General features: G+C 39.0%; 19 protein-coding genes. 3 read left to right on the plus strand and 16 right to left on the minus strand.

Going from position 1 to position 25,238, the window contains the following annotated elements; translation table 11 throughout:
• Nucleotides 1–93: 93 nt before the first annotated feature.
• The 4 genes from AOLE_RS09580 to AOLE_RS09595 all read right to left on the minus strand — a co-directional run bounded on the left by AOLE_RS09580 (nt 94) and on the right by AOLE_RS09595 (nt 5,777).
• The gene (locus AOLE_RS09580) at nt 94–2,355 is read right to left on the minus strand and encodes an ATP-binding cassette domain-containing protein (protein WP_013197872.1); all 2,262 of its coding nucleotides are present in this window, start codon (nt 2,353–2,355) and stop codon (nt 94–96) included.
• A gap of 202 nt (nt 2,356–2,557) precedes the next feature.
• Nucleotides 2,558–2,794, minus strand: coding sequence for a VF530 family protein (locus AOLE_RS09585; RefSeq protein WP_004961824.1), 237 nt, complete (start codon nt 2,792–2,794; stop codon nt 2,558–2,560).
• Between the two features lie 856 nt (nt 2,795–3,650).
• Nucleotides 3,651–4,751, minus strand: a complete 1,101-nt coding sequence (locus AOLE_RS09590) for an ABC transporter substrate-binding protein (RefSeq protein WP_013197873.1) — start codon at nt 4,749–4,751, stop codon at nt 3,651–3,653.
• Between the two features lie 72 nt (nt 4,752–4,823).
• The gene (locus AOLE_RS09595) at nt 4,824–5,777 is read right to left on the minus strand and encodes a TauD/TfdA dioxygenase family protein (protein WP_013197874.1); all 954 of its coding nucleotides are present in this window, start codon (nt 5,775–5,777) and stop codon (nt 4,824–4,826) included.
• A gap of 221 nt (nt 5,778–5,998) precedes the next feature.
• Between AOLE_RS09595 and AOLE_RS09600 the strand changes: the two genes are divergently transcribed.
• The 3 genes from AOLE_RS09600 to AOLE_RS09610 all read left to right on the plus strand — a co-directional run bounded on the left by AOLE_RS09600 (nt 5,999) and on the right by AOLE_RS09610 (nt 11,304).
• Nucleotides 5,999–6,820: a Crp/Fnr family transcriptional regulator gene (locus tag AOLE_RS09600; protein WP_004701544.1), complete on the plus strand. Its 822-nt coding sequence runs from the start codon at nt 5,999–6,001 to the stop codon at nt 6,818–6,820.
• 117 nt (nt 6,821–6,937) lie between these two features.
• Nucleotides 6,938–8,602 carry an arylsulfatase gene (locus AOLE_RS09605; protein ID WP_013197875.1) on the plus strand — a complete coding sequence of 555 codons (1,665 nt, stop codon included), beginning with the start codon at nt 6,938–6,940 and terminating at the stop codon, nt 8,600–8,602.
• Nucleotides 8,603–8,814: 212 nt separating this feature from the next.
• Complete coding sequence (locus tag AOLE_RS09610) at nt 8,815–11,304, plus strand: TonB-dependent receptor (RefSeq protein ID WP_081399149.1); 2,490 nt, start codon at nt 8,815–8,817, stop codon at nt 11,302–11,304.
• A gap of 66 nt (nt 11,305–11,370) precedes the next feature.
• Here the strand turns inward: AOLE_RS09610 and mgrA are convergent, their stop codons facing one another.
• From mgrA to AOLE_RS09670, 12 genes are all read right to left on the minus strand, one after another.
• A complete protein-coding gene (gene mgrA, locus AOLE_RS09615; RefSeq protein ID WP_013197877.1) occupies nt 11,371–12,369 on the minus strand; it encodes an L-glyceraldehyde 3-phosphate reductase in 999 nt (332 codons plus the stop codon).
• 11 nt (nt 12,370–12,380) lie between these two features.
• The gene (locus AOLE_RS09620; RefSeq protein ID WP_043961539.1) at nt 12,381–13,742 is read right to left on the minus strand and encodes an LLM class flavin-dependent oxidoreductase; all 1,362 of its coding nucleotides are present in this window, start codon (nt 13,740–13,742) and stop codon (nt 12,381–12,383) included.
• Between the two features lie 62 nt (nt 13,743–13,804).
• Nucleotides 13,805–16,000 (minus strand): TonB-dependent receptor, encoded by a 2,196-nt coding sequence (locus tag AOLE_RS09625; protein WP_081399312.1) that lies wholly within the window; start codon nt 15,998–16,000, stop codon nt 13,805–13,807.
• A 128-nt stretch (nt 16,001–16,128) separates the two neighbouring features.
• Nucleotides 16,129–17,196: an ABC transporter substrate-binding protein gene (locus AOLE_RS09630; protein ID WP_013197880.1), complete on the minus strand. Its 1,068-nt coding sequence runs from the start codon at nt 17,194–17,196 to the stop codon at nt 16,129–16,131.
• 50 nt (nt 17,197–17,246) lie between these two features.
• Nucleotides 17,247–18,155 carry a TauD/TfdA dioxygenase family protein gene (locus AOLE_RS09635; protein ID WP_013197881.1) on the minus strand — a complete coding sequence of 303 codons (909 nt, stop codon included), beginning with the start codon at nt 18,153–18,155 and terminating at the stop codon, nt 17,247–17,249.
• 119 nt (nt 18,156–18,274) lie between these two features.
• Complete coding sequence (locus AOLE_RS09640) at nt 18,275–19,072, minus strand: Crp/Fnr family transcriptional regulator (protein ID WP_013197882.1); 798 nt, start codon at nt 19,070–19,072, stop codon at nt 18,275–18,277.
• Between the two features lie 156 nt (nt 19,073–19,228).
• Nucleotides 19,229–19,636 carry an ExbD/TolR family protein gene (locus AOLE_RS09645; RefSeq protein ID WP_004925095.1) on the minus strand — a complete coding sequence of 136 codons (408 nt, stop codon included), beginning with the start codon at nt 19,634–19,636 and terminating at the stop codon, nt 19,229–19,231.
• Nucleotides 19,636–20,370 (minus strand): MotA/TolQ/ExbB proton channel family protein, encoded by a 735-nt coding sequence (locus AOLE_RS09650; RefSeq protein ID WP_013197883.1) that lies wholly within the window; start codon nt 20,368–20,370, stop codon nt 19,636–19,638. Before AOLE_RS09650 ends, AOLE_RS09645 begins: the two co-directional genes overlap by 1 nt.
• 36 nt (nt 20,371–20,406) lie before the next feature.
• Nucleotides 20,407–21,249, minus strand: a complete 843-nt coding sequence (locus tag AOLE_RS09655; protein ID WP_013197884.1) for an energy transducer TonB — start codon at nt 21,247–21,249, stop codon at nt 20,407–20,409.
• A 12-nt stretch (nt 21,250–21,261) separates the two neighbouring features.
• On the minus strand, nt 21,262–22,077 hold the full coding sequence (locus AOLE_RS09660) for an ABC transporter ATP-binding protein (protein ID WP_013197885.1): 816 nt from the start codon (nt 22,075–22,077) through the stop codon (nt 21,262–21,264).
• A gap of 9 nt (nt 22,078–22,086) precedes the next feature.
• The gene (locus tag AOLE_RS09665) at nt 22,087–23,712 is read right to left on the minus strand and encodes an ABC transporter permease (protein ID WP_023274236.1); all 1,626 of its coding nucleotides are present in this window, start codon (nt 23,710–23,712) and stop codon (nt 22,087–22,089) included.
• Nucleotides 23,713–24,030: 318 nt separating this feature from the next.
• Nucleotides 24,031–25,227, minus strand: a complete 1,197-nt coding sequence (locus tag AOLE_RS09670) for an LLM class flavin-dependent oxidoreductase (protein WP_013197887.1) — start codon at nt 25,225–25,227, stop codon at nt 24,031–24,033.
• Between the last annotated feature and the right edge of the window lie 11 nt (nt 25,228–25,238).

Raw genomic sequence — 25,238 nt, forward strand, 5'->3', positions numbered from 1 at the left:
TTTAATTACTCCATTTATTTATTCCTTGATACATGCCGCTCTGCTTCAAGCAAAATCTGATTCACTGTTGTGCCAAGCTAGTTAATCAAATCTTTACAGCTCTAGATATTTTTTCAAATAGTGGCCTGTGAATGATTTTTCTGCGGAGAGCAAACTAGTAACAGTTCCAGAGAACACCAATTCACCACCTTTGTCACCAGCTAATGGACCAATATCAATAATCCAATCTGCTTGGCTAATAATGTCTAGGTTATGTTCAATAACGATGATCGTATTGCCTTTTTCAACTAAGCTATTTAATAAACTAATCAATTTTTCAGTATCAGAAGGGTGTAAGCCTGTACTCGGCTCATCTAATACAAAAATATTATCTGTTTCATTGAGCTCTTTTGAGAGTTTTAATCTTTGGCGCTCGCCACCAGAGAAAGTATTTAAGCGTTGGCCGATTGCAATATAGTCTAACCCTAAGCTTACCAATGAATTAAATTGCTGTTGTAAATTACGATCTTCAAAAAAGTGGCCGGCTTCTGTAACAGTCATTTTTAAGATTTCAGCAATGTTTTTATCTTTATATTGATACTTTAACACCTCTGGGGCGTATCCTGAGCCGTGACAAAGGTCGCATGTCATTTCAACATCATCTAAAAATGCGAGTTCAATTTTCTCGATACCTGATCCTTTACATTGAGGACAAGCACCTTCGCTGTTAAAACTAAAGAGCTTAGCACTCACTTTATTTGCTTTTGCAAATAGTTGGCGAATCGGATCAAGAAGGTCTAGATAGGTCAGTAAATTTGACCGAATGCTTGCAGTAATTGCAGATTGATCAATTACTTTTGTTTCAGGATATTGTTGAGGTAAGACTTTACTGATTAATGTACTTTTTCCAGAGCCCGCAACACCTGTAATAACGCTTAGACAATTTTTGGGAATATCGACATCAATATTTTTTAGATTAAATAAATGGGCATTTTTAATCGAAATCCATTCACAACGAATGCGGGGTGTTTTCTTATAGGTATTTGGTCTTTTAAAAAACTGGCCTGTTAAACCTGATGAGTTCTTTAATTCTTCGAAAGTGCCTTGGTAAATGATTTGACCACCATTGACACCAGAAAGAGGACCCATATCAATGACATGGTCCGCTGTTCTAATAAGATCAGGGTCATGTTCAACCAGTAAAACACTATTTCCTTTATCTCTAATCTTTTGAATGATTTTAATAATATTATCTAAATCTTTTGGATGCAGCCCAATACTTGGCTCATCAAAAATGTAGAGCAGATCAACTAGACTATTACCCAAATGTTTAACCATTTTGATTCGTTGTGATTCACCGCCCGATAATGTATTGCTCACACGATTAAGGTTTAAGTAACTGAGACCAACTAAGTTTAAGTTACTCAGCTTATTAATGAGTTCATGTAAAACGGTTTCAAATTTTTCACTTTTTATGGACTCTATAAACTCTAAAAGCATTGATACAGATAGGGCTGTACATTCAGCAATATTTTTACCGTTAATCTTACAAGATAAAGATTTTTGATTAAGTCGTTGGCCTTTACATAAAGAACATTCTTTGGTTGTAATAATCTGCTCAAGTTTATTCCCATAACGATTTCTTTCCCGTGTTTCTCCTTTTAAAAAGTTACGTTCAAATCTGGTCACCAATCCTTCGTAAAGTGCAGTTTTTCTCCATTTACTTGTTGGATTCAAAGGTTTGTGTTGAGGGGCATACAGCAACAAGTCCCATTCTTTTTCACTATAATCTTTTAACTTTTTATCTAAATTGAAATAACCTGAATCTGCATATCGAGTCCAACGCCATGCTGTAGGTTGATAGGTAGGAAAATTGATAGCGCCTTCTTCATTTAAGGATTTATCTAAATCTAATATTTTATTAATATCAATTGTTTGCTCTAAACCAATACCTTCGCATTGTGGACACATGCCATTAGGATGATTAAAAGAAAAAACATTCGAATATCCAACAAATGGTTCGCCCATACGTGAAAATAATAAGCGAAGATTGGCGTAAATATCAGTAATTGTAGCAACGGTCGAGCGGATGTTACCCGTTAAACGTTTTTGATTAATAATGACAGGTACATTTAAATTCTCAATTTTATCAACGTCAGCTACGCCAAAATGCTGTAAACGATTGCGGACAAAACTATCTTGAGTTTCATTAATTTGTCTTTGTGCTTCTGCGCCAATGGTTTCAAAAACTAAAGACGATTTACCTGAGCCAGAGACTCCAGTAAAGACAACAATTTCATGTTTTGGGATTTTTAATGAAATATTTTTAAGGTTATTTTGTCTGGCTCCATAAATATTTATTGTTCTTTTAGTCATGTGTGATCACTTGAACTTAGGGATTTATAGTAAAAGTAAAATAAAATTTATGAAAAGCGTGTAGATGTTTCTTAAATGAATTGTTTAAATATTCAACTTATAGGGCTTAATTGTTAGGAAGCTATGAATACATATTTTCCTACTAAAGAAGAGTGGTGGCAGTCCACCACTAATTAAAATACTGAAGCTAGAGTTTTGATCGCTACGATTTCTGTTTGGCTTTTTGGCGTAAGACATACAAATATAAGTTTTCTACTTTTTCACGTGCCCATGGTGTGGTACGTAAGAATCGTAATGATGATTTAACACTTGGATCTATACAAAAACATCTAATTTCAATTTTACGACTTAAGCCTTCAAATCCACCGTAGTAATCCAATAATTCATCCAAAATGTCAGCAAGTTTTTTGCCGTGTAAAGGGTCATTGGAGGCGTTCATAATAGATCAACAATATTTTGGGAGTCCATTATTATAACCTGAGCTAGTTGGAAAATGAGAGGGTTGGAATTTAAACGTAATGAGCGGGAGAGATTGCTTGAGTATTTTTTGATGCATTGATGTGAGTATTTGAAATACTGTATGTATTGTGGTGATAGAAATCTAAAGAATAGCTGTACACATAAATTATATAAGTTTTTTAAAAGCATGTATAGCTTTTTTAGATATTTTTTAATTAAATTTCAATAGGATATGCTGTTGTTGAAATGTTAACCAAGAGCTTGGGCAGGCCAAGAATTTTTCTAGTTTTAGTTCCAAATGCCATTTTCGAGATATAAATGTTTAAAAGGCGATTTCGAAAAAGAAATCTATATAGCAGCCAGTAGTAGCCACAAAATAAAGCTCGTAAAGGTGGTGTGCAGTTCACTAGGGTAAATAAAAAGTGTAATGACATTTTATACAAAGCTGTGTAGAGAATTATTCTGGCTAAGATTAGAAATAGGGTTCAACCAATTTAAGTTGTTAAGAGTGCCACGGCTTAGTAAGTTGCTTGGGCAACAGATGTAATTAAAGAAGCTTTTAATAATTCAGTGTAGTGAAGTATAAACGGCGTGGCATCAACGTAGAGTAGCCAGAGCCTTATATATGGTAGGTTTCCAAATCTTCTATTTAACATAATATACATTATACGAACAGTTATATAATTCACTAGTAAGTCCTTGATTCTGTTGCTGTACGTTTAGCTATACTTGTTGCCTCTACAAAGAATCATTAATTATTTTAGATGCGTATTATGCAATTTATAAAAAAGACCTTTGTTAAGGTCTTTTTGCACAGCTAAATTAATTTCATAATTTTATTTTGAAGAATTCCAATAATTGACGTAATTCAACTGTTGAATCCCTCGTTCTACAAACTCAGCATTTTGCCATTGTTTTACATCAACATCGCGTTTTATCAGTTTGGCCTTTAATGCAGTCTGTACACCTTCTTGTAGATGCCCTAGATAATATTCGTCCAAAAGTGGCGAAAAAACTGTTTTTAAGGCTTTGTCTTGTAGGCTCAATGCATAGAGTTCCGTTGGTAATCCTGCATTTTTAGTGACAAGTTGAATGGCATTATCGCGGTTTTCAGGCTGTGAAACCCAATGTGCTGATTGTAAAACCATATTGACCAATGTTTGGACAATTTCAGGATGTTGTTTAATAAATTCACTACGACCCACCAAACCTGATTGAATTGTGCCAGCTCCATCTTGTCTCTGCCCAGTACTCAGAGGAACCTCTACAATTTTCTGTTGTTTGAGCGCTAGAATTGGCATTAAACCCCAGCTAGCATCAATTTGCTTAGCTGCAAGTGCTGCATTGGCCGCAGCAGGATCTAAATTAATAATGCGGAAATCTTTTTCAGTAAAGCCATATCGCTCGATATATTGATCAAACGACAATTGCATAGCAGTTCCTTGAAAAATCGCTATTCGTTTACCTCTTAGCTGTTCGAGACTGGTATATCCTTTATTTGGCAAAACACCTAAATAAGCATCTATATGCCGTCCAGTTGCTACCAATAAAGTAGTATCGATTTGATTCGATTTACCAATAATAGCGGCTAAGTCACCTAAAAAAGCAAAATCTAATTGTTTATTGGCCAAGGCTTCATTAATTACTGGCCCTGCACCTTTAAAAAATTGCCATTCAACCTGAATATTTTTCTTTGCAAATTCTTTTTCAAGTAACTGATTTAAATATATATAATCAACTAAGGGTGTGCCGCTGCTGTGTCTTTCACTACTGCTTAGATCAGGTACTGCAATTCTAATTTTTACAATGTTTTCAGTCTGATTTGTTGTTTTTGATGGTGCTGATGAAGATGGTTTGAAAATAAACAGTAGCAAAGCGACAAAAATAAGTGCAGGAATAATCCAGATAAATCGATTACGTTTTGATAGTGTGGCCATATCGTTTTTCTCAACAACATATACAACGTCACCGCTTAACAACAGTGACGTTTTGCATGTTTAAAATAGTCTTTAGTTGGCATTTAAAACAGCGTGAAGCTTGGCTTTTTCGAGTTGTTCTGCTGATAAATCTTTGGGTAATGTGGTTTTACCTTTTAAGCCATGTACACCAGTCGTTACTTCACCGGCAAGCGTAATTCGGCGTACAACGCGATGTTGATCGCCATAATCGTTAACTGCATAGTGCTGTGTAGAGCGATTATCCCAAATCACGACATCTCCTTCCTGCCATTGCCAACGCACTGTATTTTCTGGTCGCGTTACTTTTTCTTGTAAAATATTAAATAAAAGCTGTGAATCACTTTGGCTAAACCCCACAAGCCGTTTGAAAAAATGCCCAAGTAATAGGCTTTTCTTGCCCGTTTCTGGATGTAATACGACTACCGGATGCTCTGTCTCATACTTGGTAGATACAAAAATTTTCTTCAGTCTTTCGAGTTGTTCTGGCTCGACATTTTGTTTTGGTCCACCATAATCATATTCATTAGAGTGTACAGCTACCAATTGCTCAGCAAATTGCTTTAAAAGCTCAGGAAGATCTTCATAGGCTGTTTCAGTATTTGCCCAAGTTGTATCGCCACCTGTTTCAGGGATAATTAGACTTCTCAAGATACTAATTTTAGGATAGGCATCGACAAAAGTGACATCAGTATGCCAAGAATTGGCACGGGCACCTTTTTGTGAGTCAAGTTCAAAAATAAAATCTGTGCCATCCACTGCTGGTACTGTTGGGTGTTTAACGGGTGATCCAAATAATTCTGCAAATTTTTCTTGTTCCGTGTCCCCCAAATGTTGCTGGCCACGAAAGAAGAGTACTTTATACTCTAGTAGCGCATCGTGTATAAACTGAACTGTAGATGAATCAAGCTCAGAGCTTAAATGAATGCCTGATATTTCAGCCCCAATTCGACCAGTTAATTTTTTAACGTGAAGTTGTTGTGCTGGTTTCTGAATAAATGTGGTCATGTTAATTTCCTGTCATAATATATGACTGAATTTTTATCAGAAACGGCGGCTTATTCTGTTATTTCAGAGACAATCCATCACGTAAAAAATTATTTTGTTATTTAAATAATTAATAACACGCACATATGAAAATTAAATATGAAATTATATTTTTTTAAAATTTGAATAAATTTTAACTCTGATAAGCTGGTTAAAATCTTAGTTTATATCTCTGATTTATCATGAAAGCATCATCAATTATCGAGTTTAGGAATCCTATCTCAAAATATCAGAATGATTTTGACGGCGGACAATCTTCTGATCATCAAATTATAACGAATGAATTTATTCATAAAAGTATTCGTATTTTAGAAAATTATCAGGTTATTCAATCTTTATCTAATACAGAGAAATCTACGCTTATTCAGCATTTAAAAATAAGAAAGTATTATCATAATCAAACGATATACAATCAAAATGATCCGTGTACTGATATCAATATTTTGCTTGAAGGCGCGCTTAAACTTGGCTGGAGCACATCTCAAGGCAAATACCACACCGATATTTTTGTGCCTTCAGGTACATTAATCAATATTGTTCCGATCGTAACGGGTCAACCCCTACTTCATGACCACATTGCACAAGGTAGAACGGTAATTGCCAACCTTCCTGGTCAATTGTTTATGGATGTCATCAGAAATAATGCAGATGCTTTATTCATGGTGTTGAAATTAATCTGTGTAAGAACACAGCTAAATCGTGAACAAAATTTCATTTATTCAACTGAAACATTGCAAACTCGTCTCGCTAAAAAACTAGTTTTTCTAGTGGATTATCATTCCTATCAGGACAAAGATAAAATTTTACTGAATCTCAAATTGAGTCAGGAAAATCTGGCAGAGCTTTTGCAGACTTCAAGACAAAGCATTAATAAAGAACTAGCAGCGCTTTCGAACCAAAACATTATTGAGGTTAAATACAATCAAATCTTTATTTTAGACTTTGAAAAACTAAGCGATATTGCTCAGACTCATCAGTTTAACAGTACCACTAAGTTTCTTTGATATATCTGCTTTTGTCATAATGATATGATTTTATTAGGAGATAACTGTCAGAATAGAAACAGAATAAAAATTTGTCATATTTACACTAAGCATTTTAGTTGCTTTGTTGGATAAAACATGACAGATGTAAATATCAAAAACCAACCTAATATTTTATTGATTGTGGCAGATGATTTAGGTTTTTCAGATTTAGGTGCTTTTGGCGGAGAAATCAATACACCTCATTTGAATGAATTAGCATTAAACGGCTTAAGACTTACTAATTTTCATACGGCGTCAACCTGCTCCCCTACTCGTGCGATGTTACTTTCAGGCACTGACCATCATTTAGCTGGTTTAGGAACCATGGCAGAGGCCCTTACCCCAGAACTTGAAGGTAAAGAAGGCTATGAAGGTGTATTAAATAACAAAGTTGCCGCATTACCAGAATTATTAAAAGATGCGGGATACTACACCATTATGTCTGGGAAATGGCATTTGGGACTAAAACCAGAATATTTTCCAATTAAAAAAGGGTTTGAACGTTCTTTTGCACTATTACCTGGTGCAGCCAATCATTATCTATTTGAAGCGGATATTCCAGAAGACCAAATTCCACGCTTACTTAAGTCAACAAAAGGACTCTATGCAGAAGATGATGAGTTTTCGGAAGAACTACCTCAAGGGTTTTATTCATCCGATTATTTTACCACTCGCCTTCTAGACTTTTTACAAGATGATGAAGTACGCCAAGGACGTCCTTTTTTTGCATACTTACCTTTCTCTGCACCACACTGGCCGCTTCAAGCACCTCAGGAAGATATCGATCGATATAAAGGACGTTATGCAGATGGCCCCGTTAAACTACGTGAACAGCGTCTTGAAAAACTCAAGCAACTTCAATTGGTAGATGCGGAAACGACAATTCACCCTGTCTTAGCTAGAACTCCATTCTGGGAAAATCTGACTCAAGAGCAACGTGATAAGTCCTCAAGAATTATGGAAGTCTATGCGGCTATGGTAGATCGTATGGATCAAAACGTTGGACGTGTAGTGGAATACCTCAAAGATCGAGGTGAATTAGACAATACTATTGTTATTTTTTTATCAGACAATGGTGCAGAAGGTGCTCAACTTGAAGCTCTACCCGTCTTTGGCGGCCAACTTAATGAAATTATCGAGCAATATTACGACAACAGTATTGATAATATTGGGCGAGCAAACTCATATGTTTGGTACGGAGAACATTGGGCACAAGCAGCCACTGCCCCTGCTCGCCTATATAAAGCACATACTAGCGAAGGTGGAATCAGAACAGTTTCTTTCATTCACTACGCAGGGTTTAAACGCCAAAATCAGATCAGTCACGAATTTTTGACGGTCATGGATTTACTACCAACTCTATTAGATTATTTAAATATTCAGCATCCTGGTCAGGTTTATAAAGGTCGTCAATTGGTACCACTGCGTGGACGTTCTATCTTGCCATATTTACAAGTACAACAAGACCATATTCACAGTGAAGATCATGTCACAGGCTGGGAATTATTTGGGCAAAAGGCTCTGCGTAAAGGAGAATGGAAAGCGCTGTTCATCCCTGCGCCAAATGGCCCGAATCGCTGGCAGCTATATAACCTTAAAGGTGATAAAGGTGAAACTCAGGATTTGGCAAAACAATATCCAGAAAAGCTCAATGAATTACTCAAAGAATGGGCAACTTATGTCAAAGAAAATGGTGTGATTGAAAATGTGCAACAACGAAGATTATTACAGAATGATCAGCTAGAACCATTTGAAGCATAAAAATAACAAAGAGATTAGTATTTAGATTGAACTAAGCCAGCACCTAATGCTGGCTTTTACATTTGCCACCTGAACAATATTTTAAAAGGCCTCTGTTTAAAAAATTACTATTAAATATAAAGATAAGATCATCAAAATATAAACTTAAGTTTGTACTGATAATGACAGTGTTCAATTACATAAAAATTAAAATCATCACAAAGAAAACACAAATGGAGTCATTAATGTCAGTTCAAAAGCACACCTTTCATTTCAAGAGAAAAAGATTAGTTTTAAATAGAATCACGCAAAGTCTGTTTATTTCACTTATAGGGTGTGCAGGATATTCATCTATTGTTTATGCCGAAGATACTCCCACTACTTCAGGTACAGCGGTAACGGAAGCCAGTACGTCAAATTCACAGTCAAAAAGTAAAGCAGATGATGTCATTCAGCTTGCAGATGTTATTGTGACTACACGAAGACGTGAAGAAAAAGCACAAAATGTTCCAACACCAATTAGTATTTTAAGTGCCAAAACACTGGAAACACAAAAACTCAGTAAACTTGAAGATCTACAACAAGCCCTGCCCAGCCTTAATGTTGCTTTCTTGAACCCACGTCAATCTAGTGTAGCGGTTCGAGGTTTGGGCAATAACCCAGCCAGTGATGGTTTGGAAGCTAGTGTTGGGGTCTATCTGGACAATGTTTACTTAGGTCGCCCCGGCATGGCTGTATTTGATTTATTAGATATTGCTCAACTCGAATTATTGCGCGGGCCACAAGGGACATTATTTGGTAAAAATACCACGGCGGGCTTATTAAACATTAGCTCAAAACAGCCTACCTTCGACCCAGACCATTCTGCTGAAATTTCTTTTGGTTCACGCAATTATTTGCAGGCTAAAGGAACGTTTTCAGATGCTCTATCCGAAACTGTAGCAGGCCGACTCTCTTTTTATAAAACAACTCAGGATGGTTTTATTGATAACACCTATAATGGTAAAGATTATAACAATACAGATCGCGAAGGTGTCCGCGGTCAAATTCTCTGGAAGCCGCAAGAGAATTTTAATTTACGTCTAATTGCAGATTACAACAAACAAGATGATGATCAAGGCGCGATGGTGGTGTACTACGCTGGGCCAACGTTTAACAGTACCGTATATGGAAATAACTACAATCGTTACTTAGAAAATGCCACACAATCAGGTGCCAAAAATCTTTACACCAACTGGAAAGACAAACAGATTCATTCAGATGCCCCACAACATATGTCTGTTGAACAAGGTGGTGGATCGGCAGAAGCCAATTGGTCGCTAGATAGCGGTAAAAAAATTACGTCGATTAGTGCATACCGCTTTTGGAACTTCACTCCAACCAATAGTGATTTTATTAGTTCAAATGCATTGACGAATGCCGGTGTTTCGGTTCGAGATAAACAGTATTCTCAAGAGCTACGCCTAACATCTGCTGGAAATCAAAAAGTGGATTGGGTAACGGGCCTATATTACTTTCAGCAACATTTAGACAATACGACTTTCTCTTTATATGGAGATACGGCGGACGCATTCTATCTTTACAACGTTCCGAGCGTAAGAACCTTAATAGCAAATGGTCAATCGAATATTTTGAATAATCGAGATTCGTATTCATATGGAACAACTGAGACAAAAAGCTCAGCATTATTTGGTCAAAGTACATGGCATGCGACACCGAAGCTAGACATCACCACAGGTGCACGAGTCACCTATGAAGATAAATCTGCCAGTATCTATAGAACCGACCCTATTGGGGGTACTCCAGTTTCGGGTTTAAGTGCGGCAGAGCGTAATTTACTAAATGCCCAGCTTGGCGCATACGACTCGGGTGAACTGAAGCAACATGGTTTAAGTTACTCTGGCTTACTGACTGGCAGCTATCGGGTAAATCCGAGCACACTGGCCTATGCAACGTATTCACACGGCGAGAAATCAGGTGGCTTTAACCTGAGCATTGGTTCTGCACCAGCAGCAGGTGCTAACTCGTTAAAGGTTGATCCTGAAAAAGCAGATAACTATGAAATTGGATTAAAACAAAATTTTCTTAATAATACCTTACAGCTCAATAGCAATATATTCTGGATTGATGTTTCTGACTATCAAACCACAAGCTATGAACAAGTCGGTAACTCTGTAGTGAGTGTATTGGCAAATGCAGGTAAAGTACGCAGCCGAGGGATCGAACTCGATGCAACCTATCAACCTATTCGTCGCCTTACACTTAATTTTAATGGGTCTCTTAACGACACCACCTATACAGAATACAAAAACGCGCCTGCTCCATCCAATATCAGCATTCCAACAGGCGTAAATACACAAGATCTGTCTGGAGAGCGTGTATATGGCGTACCAAAGTGGATTGCAAATTTCAATTTCCGTTATGACTTAACTGAGCATAATAACTGGCAGCCCTATGTTTCAGGAAGTTATGCTTGGCGAGATTGGTCATATGGCTCTTTAGATAATAACCCGTACAGTGTCATCAAAGCCTATGGATTAACGAATGCGAGTCTAGGTGCACGACATCGTATTGGTGAAAATGAACTGGATGTTGCGCTATGGGTAAAAAACCTCACCAATGAAACCTATGTGACCAATACTTGGAATTCTTCTAATGGTATTGTTCTGGCTAGTTTAGGTCAGCCTCGTACCATTGGTGCAACCGTGAAACTTAGCTTTTAACAAATAAAATGCTCAATCATTGCAGCATTGGCTCCTAAAAAGCCATGCTGCAAATTTTGTATAGAGTTATAGCGTATTTAGAATAGCGTCAATCTGATTCAGCTCATCTGCACTAAACACCGTGTTTTGCAATGCTTTTAAGTTTTCGATGATCTGTTCGGGGCGACTAGCACCAATGATTGTCGATGTAATCCGTTCATCACGTAAAACCCATGACAGTGATAATTGAGCCAGTGTTTGGTCTCGACACTTTGCTATTTCATTTAACTGCTGTATTTGCTGTAGCTTCAATGAAACGAGATGCTCTGACTGTAAATAACGACTACCACGCCCAATACGTGAGTCTTCAGGCACACCATTCAGATATCGTCCAGCCAATAGGCCTTGGGCCAGTGGTGAGAACGTAATTACACCAAAACCCTCTTGTTTAGCGGTCTCTGTTAAACCTTGCTCAATCTGACGTTCAAAAAAATTGTAAATCGGTTGATGCAAAGTAAGTGGAACGTGATAGGCCTGAAGCAATTCTATTAACTGTAAAGTTAACTCTGGTGTATACCCAGAAGAAATCCCCACATAGAGTGCTTTACCTTGCTGCACAATATCGGCAAGTGTCTTGGCTGTTTCTTCAAGTGGTGTTTCTGAGTCATAACGATGTGAATAAAAAATATCGACATAATCAAGTCCCAGTCGCTGTAAGCTTTGATCAAGACTAGCCATTAGGTATTTTCGGCTGCTACCACCTTGTCCATAAGGTCCAGGCCACATGTCCCAGCCTGCCTTTGTCGAAATAATGAGTTCATCTCGATATGGCTTGAAATCAGTTTTTAAAAAGTGCCCAATATTTTTCTCTGCACTTCCAAAGGGTGTTCCATAATTATTGGCTAGATCGAAATGATTAATTCCATGATCAAACGCCGTGTAAAGTACCGATTTTTGTTGCTGAATTGGGGTGTCATCTCCAAAGTTATGCCAGCAACCGAGTGACAATGGTGGTAATACCAAACCGCTATTTTTAATTTTTCGATATTGAAATGATTGGTATCGTTCTGAATTTGCGAGATACATACTTTGTCCTTTTATTCGGTAGCAGCCAAGAGGCCAAGGTTTTGTCTTAATGTTTGACCTTCGTATTCTTTGCGGAATAAATTGCGCTGTTGAAGGATAGGAATAACCAGATCGACAAAGTCTCTAATGCCGTTTGATATGACTGCAGGCATAATGTTAAATCCATCTGCTGCACCACTGACGAACCACTCTTCAAGCTGGTCGGAGATATATTCTGGCGTTCCAACCAAGCAAAAATGCCCACGTCCCGATGCAATACGTTGATAGAGCTGTTTAATGGTTAGACCCTGCTCTTGCCCGAGTGCCTGAATTAATTGCTGGCGACTTTGCTGCCCTGTTTGGGTTTCAGATAAATCTAAGGAAGCTAAAGGCTCGTTCACATCAACATCGCTTAAGTCAAAATTGCCCAGCATTCTTCCTAAAAGCCCTAGGCCAATGTCATCATCAACGAGCTCATCTAAAAGCTGTTGCTGTTTCTTAGCCTCTTCATGTGTATGGGCAACAAGCACATATACACCCGGCATGACTACTAGCTCATGTTCTTGGCGATCAAAGTCTTCAAGACGTTGCTTTACATCGCTATAAAATTGCTGTGCAGCGGCTAAGTTAGATTGTGCAGTAAAAATGACATCTGCCGTACGAGCTGCCAGATTTTTGCCTCGTTCCGAACTGCCTGCCTGAACCACCACAGGATGAGACTGTGGGCTTGGGCTAATATTGAGTGGACCTTTTACCTGAAAAATATCACCAGAATGATTAAGCGTGTGTACCTTATCTGGATTAAAGAAAATACCTGTGGCTTTATCATGAATCGCTGCATCCTCATCCCAACTATTCCAAAGTCCTTTTACCACATCGTGAAATTCTTCAGCACGTGCATAGCGGTCTTGATGTTTGACATGTTCCTTTGTACTGAAATTTTTCGCTTCAAGCGCAAAATCAGTGGTGACGAGGTTCCAGCCTGCACGTCCAGCAGAAATCTGATCTAAAGAGGCAAATTTTCTTGCGAGATGATATGGCTCATTATAGGTTGTCGTGGCTGTTCCAATGAGTCCAATATGACGGGTTTGTGTGGCAATTGCCGAAAGTAATGTGAGAGGTTCAATCTCGCTACCGCGAATTTTGCCGGATGTCGCAGTTGCTGGATCAACAGCTAAACTATCGGCAAAAAAAATGGCATCAAATTTCCCCTCTTCAGCTATTTTTGCTGCACTTAAGTAGCGTTCATAGGGGCTTAGGTTTAATTGACTCGCTGGATGTCTCCAACTGGCCAAATGATGGCCGTAACCGTCTAAAAATAAATTAAGGTGAAGCTTTCTTGTAGACGAATGTTGAACCTGAGATGACCTTACAGGTTTTAAAGGATTACTCATTTTAATCAGTCCAATTGATTGGTGTACACCTCGTAAAAAACGAGGCGTACTAGACATACTTTTTAGAAATTTTTACGAAATGAAATACCAAAATAGCGTTCGTCATCTCGAGGGACTTGACGATTAATACGGCTACCATTTGTGCTCAGCAGAGTTGCGTATGATTTATCCGTTATATTCCGTACATTCAATGCCAATCGCCAGTCAGAGGCAGTATCAGCTAAAGCAATGCTCGCGTTCAAAAGCCCATATGCACCCTGAATGGTGTTTTGGTTTTGGTCGAGACTGAACTGTACTTTGCTTTGCCATGCATATTGGGTTGAAAGTTCAATTTGCTTGTTATTTGCCAGAGTAAAATAGCGATCGAGCTGCGTATTAAATTTCCAGTCCGGAGAAAATGGCAGCGGTTTACCATTTACATTTGGGCATGAAGTATCGGCAGCAGGACATTGGAAGTCATCAATTCGTGCATGTGTATAGGCACCTGAAAAGTTTAGTGCCCAATTTGGATTGATCTTATATACCGAATCAATTTCAGCCCCATAGGTAGACACGCTTCCTGCATTAACCAAGCGGGTTATTGGGAAACCATTTGGGTCGAGGGTTCTAAAATTTGCCTGATAGTTATCATAATCCGTGTTAAATAACGCTAGATTGACACGCAGACGATTATTCAGCCATTGAGATTTGAGACCAAGTTCGTAAGAGTTAGCTGTTTCAGGATCAATGACAGGCGTATCATTTTGCTGCATATTAAAATAAACGTTATATGCAGGACCTTTATAACCTCTCGAATAGGTAAAATAGCCCAATATATTCGGTGTAAAGTCATATTGAGGTCCAATGCGGCCTGAAACTCCAGTTTCACTGGTCGATCCATCACTGCTAAATGAAGAACGAATAGCATTTCGGACACCTACACTGCTTGGAACAGTTGAAACTCGGCTGTGATCATAAGACAACTCATCTCGAGTAACACGTAAGCCTGCAATCCATCTCAACCGATTTGTGAAATGAAAGGTACCTTCACCAAATGCTGCATAGTTGGTGCTGTCAGTGTTATAGATTGCCTTACCAAAATCTACGACATAAGCATTAGAGGCATTGTTGTACCAAGTTGATTCACGTTGATAAGTCTCATCGTTTTTGTTCTTTGAAAAATATAGACCCGCGACATAGTCAAAAAAACCATGATCGAGCGGTTTAATTCTAATTTCTTGAGAAAATTGCTTACTGTTAACATGACCTAAATCGGCAATTCCGGCAAAATTTGGTGTCGGAGCAGCAAGCTGATCACTGTCACCAATCTGTGTGTTCTTCCATTGGCGAAAGGCCGTAATGGATGATAATTGATGATTGGTTAATGTCCAGTCTGCGGTAAGTGCTACCCCCTGATTGGTATCATCAGTTGAGGCTTGAGTATTTTCAACTGTACTTCGATTGGTTGGAGATGCCACAACAGGCGATAATGCTGCTGCATAGTTGGCATCGGTATTTTTAACCACAATACCTGTTGGAGCACTTCCTTTTTTATGCAGATAATCGGCAGTAAAGCCCAACACTAAACTATCGGTAGGCGTATATTCAAATTTAGTTCTAAACCCATAGTTTTTATAGCCATTAACATCTTGATTGGTTGTAAGATTATCTACATTGCCATCAAAATTACCTAATAGCGCCGAGACATTGGCAGTTAATTTTTCAGGAATTAATGTACCAGATGCTCCTAGTTTAATTCGTTGCTCACCATCGTTAGTGGCATAGGCATCAATATAACCAGAGGTTTCACTGGTTGGATTTTTGGTCACAATATTGACTACACCTGCCGATGCATTTTTACCAAAAAGTGTTCCTTGCGGACCACGTAGGACTTCAATACGATCCACATCTAACAAATCAAGTGTTGCTTGCCCCGGTCGGCTGTACACAACACCATCTATCACAGTTGAGACTGAAGGTTCGACACCCGGTGAAGTAGTAACAGTTCCAATACCGCGAACAAATAAAGAAGTATCCTTATTGGAGGCTCCTGCCCGAAAATTAACACTTGGTACTTGTGTTACCAATGTTTCAAGTGAGTTTCGCTGTTGCTTATCGAGTTCCTTTCCACTAATGACTGAAACGGCAACAGGTACTTTTTGGAGTGATTCTTCACGGCGTGTTGCTGTCACAACAACGGTTTCTAACTGAGCCACATCCTCTGAAGAACGTGCGGTATTTGAGACGGTTTCTGCATGAGCTTGTCCCCAAACTGACAAGATACTCAGCGAGAGCAGACTTAAATTTAAAATTTTTTGTTTAGTTGCTGACGTGAACGGATCACGCGCTACATTTTTCGAATGTATCGACATTATTTACCCCATAATTAAGTTTTAAAAGACGGCGCTTATTTCACTGATTTCAAATATTCGTACTGCTGAGTTGGCTTCCAGTAAGTCTTTAAATTTGATTGTTCAAGTGCTTGATTTACAAATGACGGATTAATCCAGCTTTTGACGTCAATATTTTTACGTATCAACCCTTGTTGCGTAGCCAAAGTGATTTTTTGCTGCAATTGTTGGGTGTAATAACTATCAAATAGCGGTGAATATAAAAACTTCAGATTTACACCATTGAGTTCTTGAGCATAGATAGATGCTGGATAACCCGATTGGGTAAAAAAGAGTGCGACTTGTGGGACTCGATTTTGCTCATTTGAGAGCCAACTCAGCCCTTTTACAACCTGAGTCACAACTTGTTGTGTTTCATTTGGATATTGTCGAATAAACGATTGACGACCTAAAAACACACCTTGAGTAGATCCTGCACCATTTAATTGACGACTACTTATAGGCAAGTTAACGATGTGTTTGTCACGTAACGCAAAAAATCGAGAAGGTCCCCATGACGCATCAATTTTTTTTGCGGCCAAAGCGGCGTTGACGGCGTTAAAGTCTAAATTGACCACTCGCACATCGCTGAGCTTTAAACCTTGGCTGTTCAATGCACTCACAAATGACAATTCATCTGCTGTTCCTCTTAACAAACCAACGCGTTTTCCTTTTAATTCAGCAAAGTTTTTGATCGGAAGATCAGATCTTACCGCTAGATAATTGGTAATGCCGCGCGCCGTTGGAACAAGTAATTGGGTATCTAATCCATTGGCTTTACCAATGATTGGAGGTAAATCCCCTAAAAAGGCGAAATCCAGTTGATTGTTGGCTAATGCTTCATTAATGGCTGGCCCAGCACCTTTAAAGAAGTGCCACTCCACTTTGACATTGTTTTTTGCAAGTTCTTGCTCAAGCCATTTTTTGTTGTAAAGCACATCAACAACTCCACCACCCGCGTGTTTTTGACCAGCTGTCAAATCAGGAGAACCAATTCGGATTGTTTTAAGGCTTTCAGCATAACTGGCATGTCCAAAAGCCAATAAGCTCAGCAAGATCAATTTTTTAAAAATTGATGGTTTCATTATATCTTCCACATTTTTATTGATAAATCAGCGTTGTATTGTTTAGACGCTTAAGACGTAGATGGCTTAATTTGCTTACTCGCTTTGCCATCGATATCAACAGGAACATCGCCTGCCAACGTAACGCGTCGCATAATACGCAAGGCATTACCATAATCATTGACGGCTAAATGCTGAGTGGCACGGTTGTCCCAAATAGCGACATCTCCGTCCTTCCACGTCCAGCGAATCGTGTTTTCTGGTTTGGTAATACGATCTTGAAAAATTTCAAACAGCTTGTTGGACTCTTTAGCAGTCAGACCTACAAATCGTTTAAAAAATTGACCTAAAATTAAGGTTCTCTTACCTGTTTCAGGATGTACTCTGACCAATGGGTGTTCTGCCTCATAGACCGTTGAAGCAAAGATTTTTTGATGGCGTTTTACGACTTCATCACTTGCAGAAGGCCGAAAACCACCATAATCAAAATCATTGGTATGAATCGCACGGAGCTGATTGGCAAGGAGCTTTAGCGGCTCTGGCAATTCATCATAGGCTGCCTCTGTATTTGCCCATGTGGTATCTCCCCCTCGATTGGGGGTAGTTACTGCTCTTAAAATGCTGATTTTTGGATAATTTGATACAAAGGTAACATCGGTATGCCAAACGTCTGCACGACCGTCATGACGGGAATCAAGCTCAAATATATAAGTCGAACCCTCTGCCACTGGAACAGTAGGATGAGAAATAGGTTGCCCAAGCAATTCGGCAAATTTTTCCTGCTCTTGATCTGTTAAATGTTCTTGATTACGGAAAAAAATAACTTTATGTTCAAGCAATGATTGCCTAATTTGATTCAAGACCTCAGGGTTGAGGTTTGAAGATAATTCAACACCATTAATTTGTGCACCGATACGACCTGCTAAAGGAATTACATCGATTAACTCATTCACTGGTTTTCTTATTAATAAATCTGCCATATCATCGTTCTCGTCATTGATGATATGAGTTTAGAAATTCCCCCCTTTAAATTCTGCAACAAAAATTACATAGCATTTCTGCATTTATGAAAAATTATTCATAATTCGTCATAATCTCTTTAGTGCAATAAGGCTTTTAATTTGTCGATGTCTTTGACAGAGATATGATTGTATTTAGTTTCTATAATACCTTCTTCAACAAACCACTGAATTTCCTTTCTGATACTTTGTCTCGATATCTTTAAAAGTTCAGCTAAATTTTCTTGTGAGAGTTTTAACAAAACCTCAATACCTTTTTGAGTTTGAGTTGAAAAAAATTCGATTAAATAAATGAGCTGTCGTGCAATTTGTACTTTTAAAGGTTGTGTAGATGTGTGATAGATATCATTATCTAAAAGCCGTGTTCTCTGGCATACCAGTTTTAAAACCTGATATAGCATGCGTGAATTGTGCTGTATGGTGTGCTTAAAGATATGTTCAGGGATGGTTGCTATCACAGTTGCTTCATGTGCAACATATTCATGCTCTAAGGCAGATTCAGAAATAAGATAGACAATATTTAATAGTGCGCCTGTAGGAATAAAACGATGAATAAGATATTTCCCATCGTATGAGTTCCAACCTAATTTGAGTACACCACTTAAAACAATGATGAGTTCACGACAGTTTTGATTTCTCGAATATAGCACTTGCCCTTGATATAGATGCTTTATTTTAATTTCATTAAATAACTTCTGCTTTTCTTCAAGCGAACATGCGTCCATGAATTCACATTCTGACAGCATTTGTTCAGCCAGTTTTTTATATTCAAAGGTAATGTTGAAATCTTGATAACGATTGATATGAGTTTGATCTAATAAATCTAAAAAATGATCATAGTTATTTCTTCTTTTATCGTTATAAACAAGTGTTGTCATTCGCCATCTCACCATCAAATTGAAGCTCTAAAATAGACCATACAACCTAATCGTGAAATTCAAGTTTAATATAAATTTAGATTAAACAATTATATGAAAATCAAGATCTCAAATTTGGATCTTGATTTTCTTTCGTCTTGTTTATTTTGATAGAACTTAAGACTTAGGCGATGTAATGACTGATAGTTTATCAACGCCTACCCGTTCTATGCTGGCCAGTAACTTGGCAACCGTACCATATGGAACCGTCTCATCTGCATTCAGGTTCAGAGCCAGTTTAGGATTGGCCGCCTTACGCGTTTGAATGGCCTGTTCGAAGTGTTCAAGAGTGACTTTGTCTTTATCTAGATAAATTTCGCCTTTGGGATTAACACTAATGACTACGGCCTTGGTTTGATCTGTCACTTGTGTTGGGGCAGCTTTGGGTAAGTTTACCTTAACAGTATTCGTTAGTAAGGGCGCCGTGACGATAAACACAATCAACAGAACCAACATCACGTCCACTAGAGGGGTAATGTTGATCTCGCTGACGACATCATCTTGTTCCGATGTTGAAATTGCCATTATGCATATACCTTTTCTTTATTGTGGGTATGGCTTAACTCGTTGGCTGGAGTACTCGTATTTGTTGTTTTAGCCTTGACTGTCTTAAGCTGGAAACCTGATTTTTGGTTTAGACTGACAAAATCGGTCGCAAAGTCATCTAGTTCTGCACCGATAGTTTTTACTTTACGCACGAAATAGTTATATGCCAGTACCGCTGGAACCGCTACTGCAATCCCGATGCCTGTTGCAACTAGTGCTTCACCAATCGGCCCTGCAACGACATCCATACTGGCATTACCCGAATGTGCAATGGCCTGTAAAGCATGGATAATCCCAAAGACTGTACCAAATAGCCCAATGAAAGGTGCATTATTACCAATTGATGCGAGCAAGGCAGAACCTTTTTCTAACTGGCGGCGTTCAGACAAAATTTGTTTGCGTAAATGGCGCTCAAGTAAATCTTGACGACTCCAGCTATGTTGTAAATCTTGATGAGTATCGTCGTCTGCATCGGCAAGTGTTTTAAAACCAGTATTTGCAATGCGTGCCACTGGTCCTTCTCCTGCTTCCGATTTCTGAATGGCATCTTGCAGATTTTTGGCACTCCAGAATTCTTCTGCAAAGGCTTTGCTTTGGCGGTTGGCTTTTTGGGTTTGAACCAGTTTAATTACAATCAAACCCCATGTCACAATTGAAAAAGCAACCAATAACCAGATAGTCCCATCGTGGATCAGGGAGTTTATATCACTCATGTTAAAATTCCTTATAGATCAATATTAAGTTAAAAATTATTTTGGGAGTTGATAGTGAATAGGAACATCGACCCAACCTTCGACTGGTGTTTTTCCTTTTAAGGCTGGTGAGAATTTCCATTGTTTTACGGTTCTCACCGCTGCACTATCGAGTATTTTTTTGCCGCTGCTCTGTTTGACTGTCACGCTATCAGGGCTGCCATTTGGCAAGACTTTTACCCTCAAGATGACTGAACCTTCCCAACCTCGATCGAGAGCCTGTTCAGGATATTCAGGCGCTGGATTACTCAAATAACCCGCATAGCCTTTTGCTTCTGTAACTGGCAAGTTGTCATCAGCCGCTTTCGCAGGTGCTTCAGCTGGTTTTGAAACGGGTTGCTGAACAGGAGCTGCCACCACGTTTTTACTTAAGGGTTCCGCTACAGGTCGTGGTTGCTCTACTACCTTATGCTGTTCAACAGGTTTAGGCTGCTCAACGTGTTTCTGTACTGGTTTTGGTGTCTCTATTTGCTTTTGTACAGGCTCAGGCTTTGGGCTAACAGGTGGTATCTTTGGCTTTTGCACCACTGGAGGGATTTTAGGTTCAATCACCTTAGGTGGTTCAGGTGGTTTGACAATCTCTATCACCACAGGGTCAGGTGTTTTAACATCAAGCTGAGGTGTAGGAAGTTGTTTGGCGATATACCAGATTCCCAAATGTGCCGCAGCAACGGCGACAATCGCAATTGCCAAAGCATTCTTTTTTGGCTCAGCAGGATCATTTCCAACATCTACGTTATGGCTAAAAGGATCATTAACCGACGTTGTATGGGTGACCTGATTGGATAGTTGCTCAAATAAAAATGCTTTTCTAATCGAGCCTTGACTAAATTCACTCATCAATAACTCCAATTAACCAATTTTGTCTTCGGTCAAAATCCGAAAAATCTGTTCTTTTAATTGATGTAATTCAAAACTTGAACGATTTCGAGGACGTGGCAAGTTGACGGGAATAATCTGTTCAACACGACCAGGTTTAGGTTTTAAAATCACTACACGATCTGCCAGAGTTACGGCCTCTTCCACATCATGCGTAATAAAAACAGTAGTCATTTTTTGTTGGGATTGAATGCGTAGCAATTCATTTTGCATTTGATGCCGTGTTAATGCGTCCAAGGCACCAAACGGTTCGTCTAGCAGGAAAATGCGTGGTTGCACAACAAGACTGCGTGCAATAGCTACACGTTGAGACATCCCACCAGATAGCTGATGTGGGTACGCCTTTTCAAAGCCATTTAAGCCAATTAACTCAATTGCTTTCTGGACCAGAATATCTTTATCACGTGAAGTTAACGCCTCATTTAATAAACCCAGCTCAATGTTTTGCTCAACGGTAAGCCAAGGAAATAAGCGATGTTCTTGAAAGACTACCGCTCGATCGCCGCCAATCCCGCTTACATCGGCACCATCAATTAAAATTCGACCATCAAAATCTTGATCTAGTCCTGCCAAAAGACGTAAGAGCGTAGATTTACCGCAGCCACTGCTACCTACAATCGCAATAAACTCCCCTTCTTTAATTTCTAGATTAAAGTCGTGAATAACTTTGACAGGTTGTTGATTAACCACAAAAGACTTGTGGACATGATGAAATGCCACACGTGTTTGAGCATTAGCTTGAAAAGATTGGTGATGTTTTTCAATATTTGTATTAAGAGTAATTGTCATGGTCTGACCTCAATTTTTTCGCCAAGATGTTGCGTAGTTTTCAGTTATTTTGCCCAGCCATGCCAGAATCGCCCCTAAACCAGCGACCAAAACGGTTGCTGCTATCACACGCTCCATTTCAAAGTTTTGCTGTGCTGCCATCATGTAGCTACCTATACCAATTCCAGAGCCCATCAAGTATTCAGCTCCAAAAGATGCCATCCACGAATAGAGCAATGCCAATCGAAACCCAGCAAACATTGATGGTGCTATACTCGGTAAAATCAAAAGCGTTAAGCGTTGAAGCAATGTCATTCTTAAAGTGCTCGAGACTTCAACAAGCTGCATGGGAATGCTCGACATGCCTTTCCATGTCGCAATAAACATCGGAAAAAATGTCGCTATTGAAATGAAAACAATTTTTGATAAATCTTCGAGTCCAAACCAAGCTGTCAGTAGCGGAATCCAAGCAAAAATGGCAATGAGACGTAATGTGTTGAGTGTAGGTGCCAACAGATTTTCAATAGGTTTAAATAGCCCTACCACAATTCCTACTGATGCCCCAATTAACCCGCCGATAATCAAACCCAAAATTGCACGATAAAGGCTGTAATACATGGCGGTAGTGAGTGAGAAATCTTGAATGCCTGACCATAGCGCTTCTAATACTTTCCACGGCGCGGGCAAAATTTGACTCGAAATCAAGTTAAACCAACTGCTCACTGCCCAAAGCACGACTAAACTCAAGGGTAAAACCCATGACTTGAAAACATCGGATCTGTTTTTTTTGTGAAAAGTATGCGCACTCAAAGCAGCATGTGGCCAAAACACAAACTTTCGTTCAATTCGATGTAGGATAAAATCGAAAATAATTCCGACAGATGCGATCACAAAAATCGTGACAAAAACAATATCAAGCTGAAATAGCTGACGACCTGTCACCATCAAATATCCAATGCCTTCCGATGAAGCCAACAATTCAACAGCAATTAAGCTCGTCCAGCCTGCTGCAACAGCTAGTCTTAAACCCGTAAAGAAATATGGAAGTGTGGCTGGCAGTACAAGTTTTGTGAGTAAGGTTAGACGATTGAACTGTAAAATTGCTGCCATTTCTTTGAGTTTGGGTTGAATGTCACGTACCCCTGCCTGAGTGTGTAAAGCAATCGGCACCATTGTGGCCTTAAAAATTATGAAAATTTTTAAACTATTTTCGATGCCGAGCCAGATCATGAGCAAAGGCAACCAAGCCAGTGTTGGGATAATGACCAACGCATAAAACGTTGCAGATAGGTATTGCTCAGCAATGCGGCTATAACCCAATAAAATACCTAGAAATACGCCACCTAACACACCTGACAATAAGCCAAGACCAAAGCGTTCAAGACTAATCGCAAGCTGTGACCATAGATCTTGAGATGCAATTTCAACGAAAGAATGCCAAGTGTCTTTTGGGGTAGGTAAAATTTGGGCAGGCATCCATTGCTCGTTTGACGCTACCCACCATAGTAGGAATAAACAAAGAGGTACAATCCAATAGATCGCAAGCGAGTTAAAATACCCAACAGAAATGAACCATGGTTTCTTGGTACTTTTCCAGACAATGCCGGATGAATTTTTTTGCGAAATTATTTCTTTCATATCTCGATATATATCCATACATTCTGCTGTTATAGATTTCTCAGAATGTTTAACTAAACGTATACCTGATGATCATTTATCCGTGTCATTCAGATCTAATATGAGACGTGTTGTGATCATCTTTGGTGTTATGCTCTGGATGAGTGTAAATAGAGATGTTTTGTTTAACTGTCTACACAGGTACAAAGATCAGAAAATATTTATATTTATAAATAAGAGATAAAGATAAGAATTCTTGTATAGAACTTTCATAAAAGATCAAACGCGTAAAAGGAACAAAAATTAAAAAAGCCCAACTAGCTTACTAATCAGGCTTATTTAAAGAACATTTAAACTTTAAAGCGCAATATCAAACTCTGGGCTAGCTACCGTAGGCTGTAATCGAGCACGTTGCTTTTTAAAGTGCGGAAGAACATGTTCACCAAGACGGTAGGACTCTTCAAGATGTGGATAGCCTGCAAGAAAGAATAACTCTATGCCTATGCTATTGTACTCTTCAATACGCTCAATAATCTGCTGGTAGCTCCCTACCAAAGCAACACCGGGTGGCACACCAATATATCCAAATCCAGACCAAACATTTGGATGGATAAAAAAGTCGCTAACATTTTTACTGCCATCTTTTTCGGCGTACTCTTTTTCGAAGCTTAATACCCGCGCTGAGCGTAAACCCGCATGGGCTGCTGCTGCATGTAAACGTTGCTTTTCAGCAGCTTCATCGAGAAAGCGCTGTGCTTCTGCCAATGCTTCTTGTTCAGTACGGCGAGCAATGGTATCGATCGATAGACCAAATTTTATATTTTCACGACCATACTTTTTTGCACGAGCACGTACGTCTGCAATCAATGCGGCAATTTCTTCTGGTTTTTCAGCTCGCATTAAATAATAGTCGGCATGTTTTGCTCCAAACTCGCGAGCAGCTTCAGAAGAACCAGCCGTGCAAATAATTGGAAGGCTTGCTTTATTCAGTGGATATTTTAGACCACCGCCTTCTGCCGAATAGTACTTTCCTTTATAGTGAAATGAAGGATTATTCCAATATCCTTTTACAACATCTAGAAACTCTGTAGCACGTGCATAACGCTCATCGTGAGGTAAGTCATCGCCGACCTGACGTTGGATGACTTCCGAGCCGCCATTAATAATATTCCAAACCAGTCGATTGCCCGTTGCACGCTGATAAGTTGCCGCAGTTTGTACAGCATTATATGGACTAAAATGATAGGCCTGAAATGCAGTCACAAAGTTAAGTTTTTTGGTTTCTCTTGCAAGCAATGAACATACTGTCCAAGGCTCTTCACCCGTTGGTGCGTTCACCATGAGTGCACCAGCAAAACCATTAATTTCTGCTGCCCGTGCTACCTGACTTAAGTAATCAATATAGGTAAAGTCATCACCTACTTCATAGTTCGAAACAGCTCCGGTATTTTCAACATTTTCAATATTGGCCCAATCACCGCGATTACGTGGATCACCAGGTAAAAATTCTGTTTCGCCATGAAGTGGTAAACGTGTAAAAAATTCAATTCCCATTATTTTCTCCG

This window comes from Acinetobacter oleivorans DR1 (genome assembly GCF_000196795.1).
GTDB lineage: Bacteria > Pseudomonadota > Gammaproteobacteria > Pseudomonadales > Moraxellaceae > Acinetobacter > Acinetobacter oleivorans.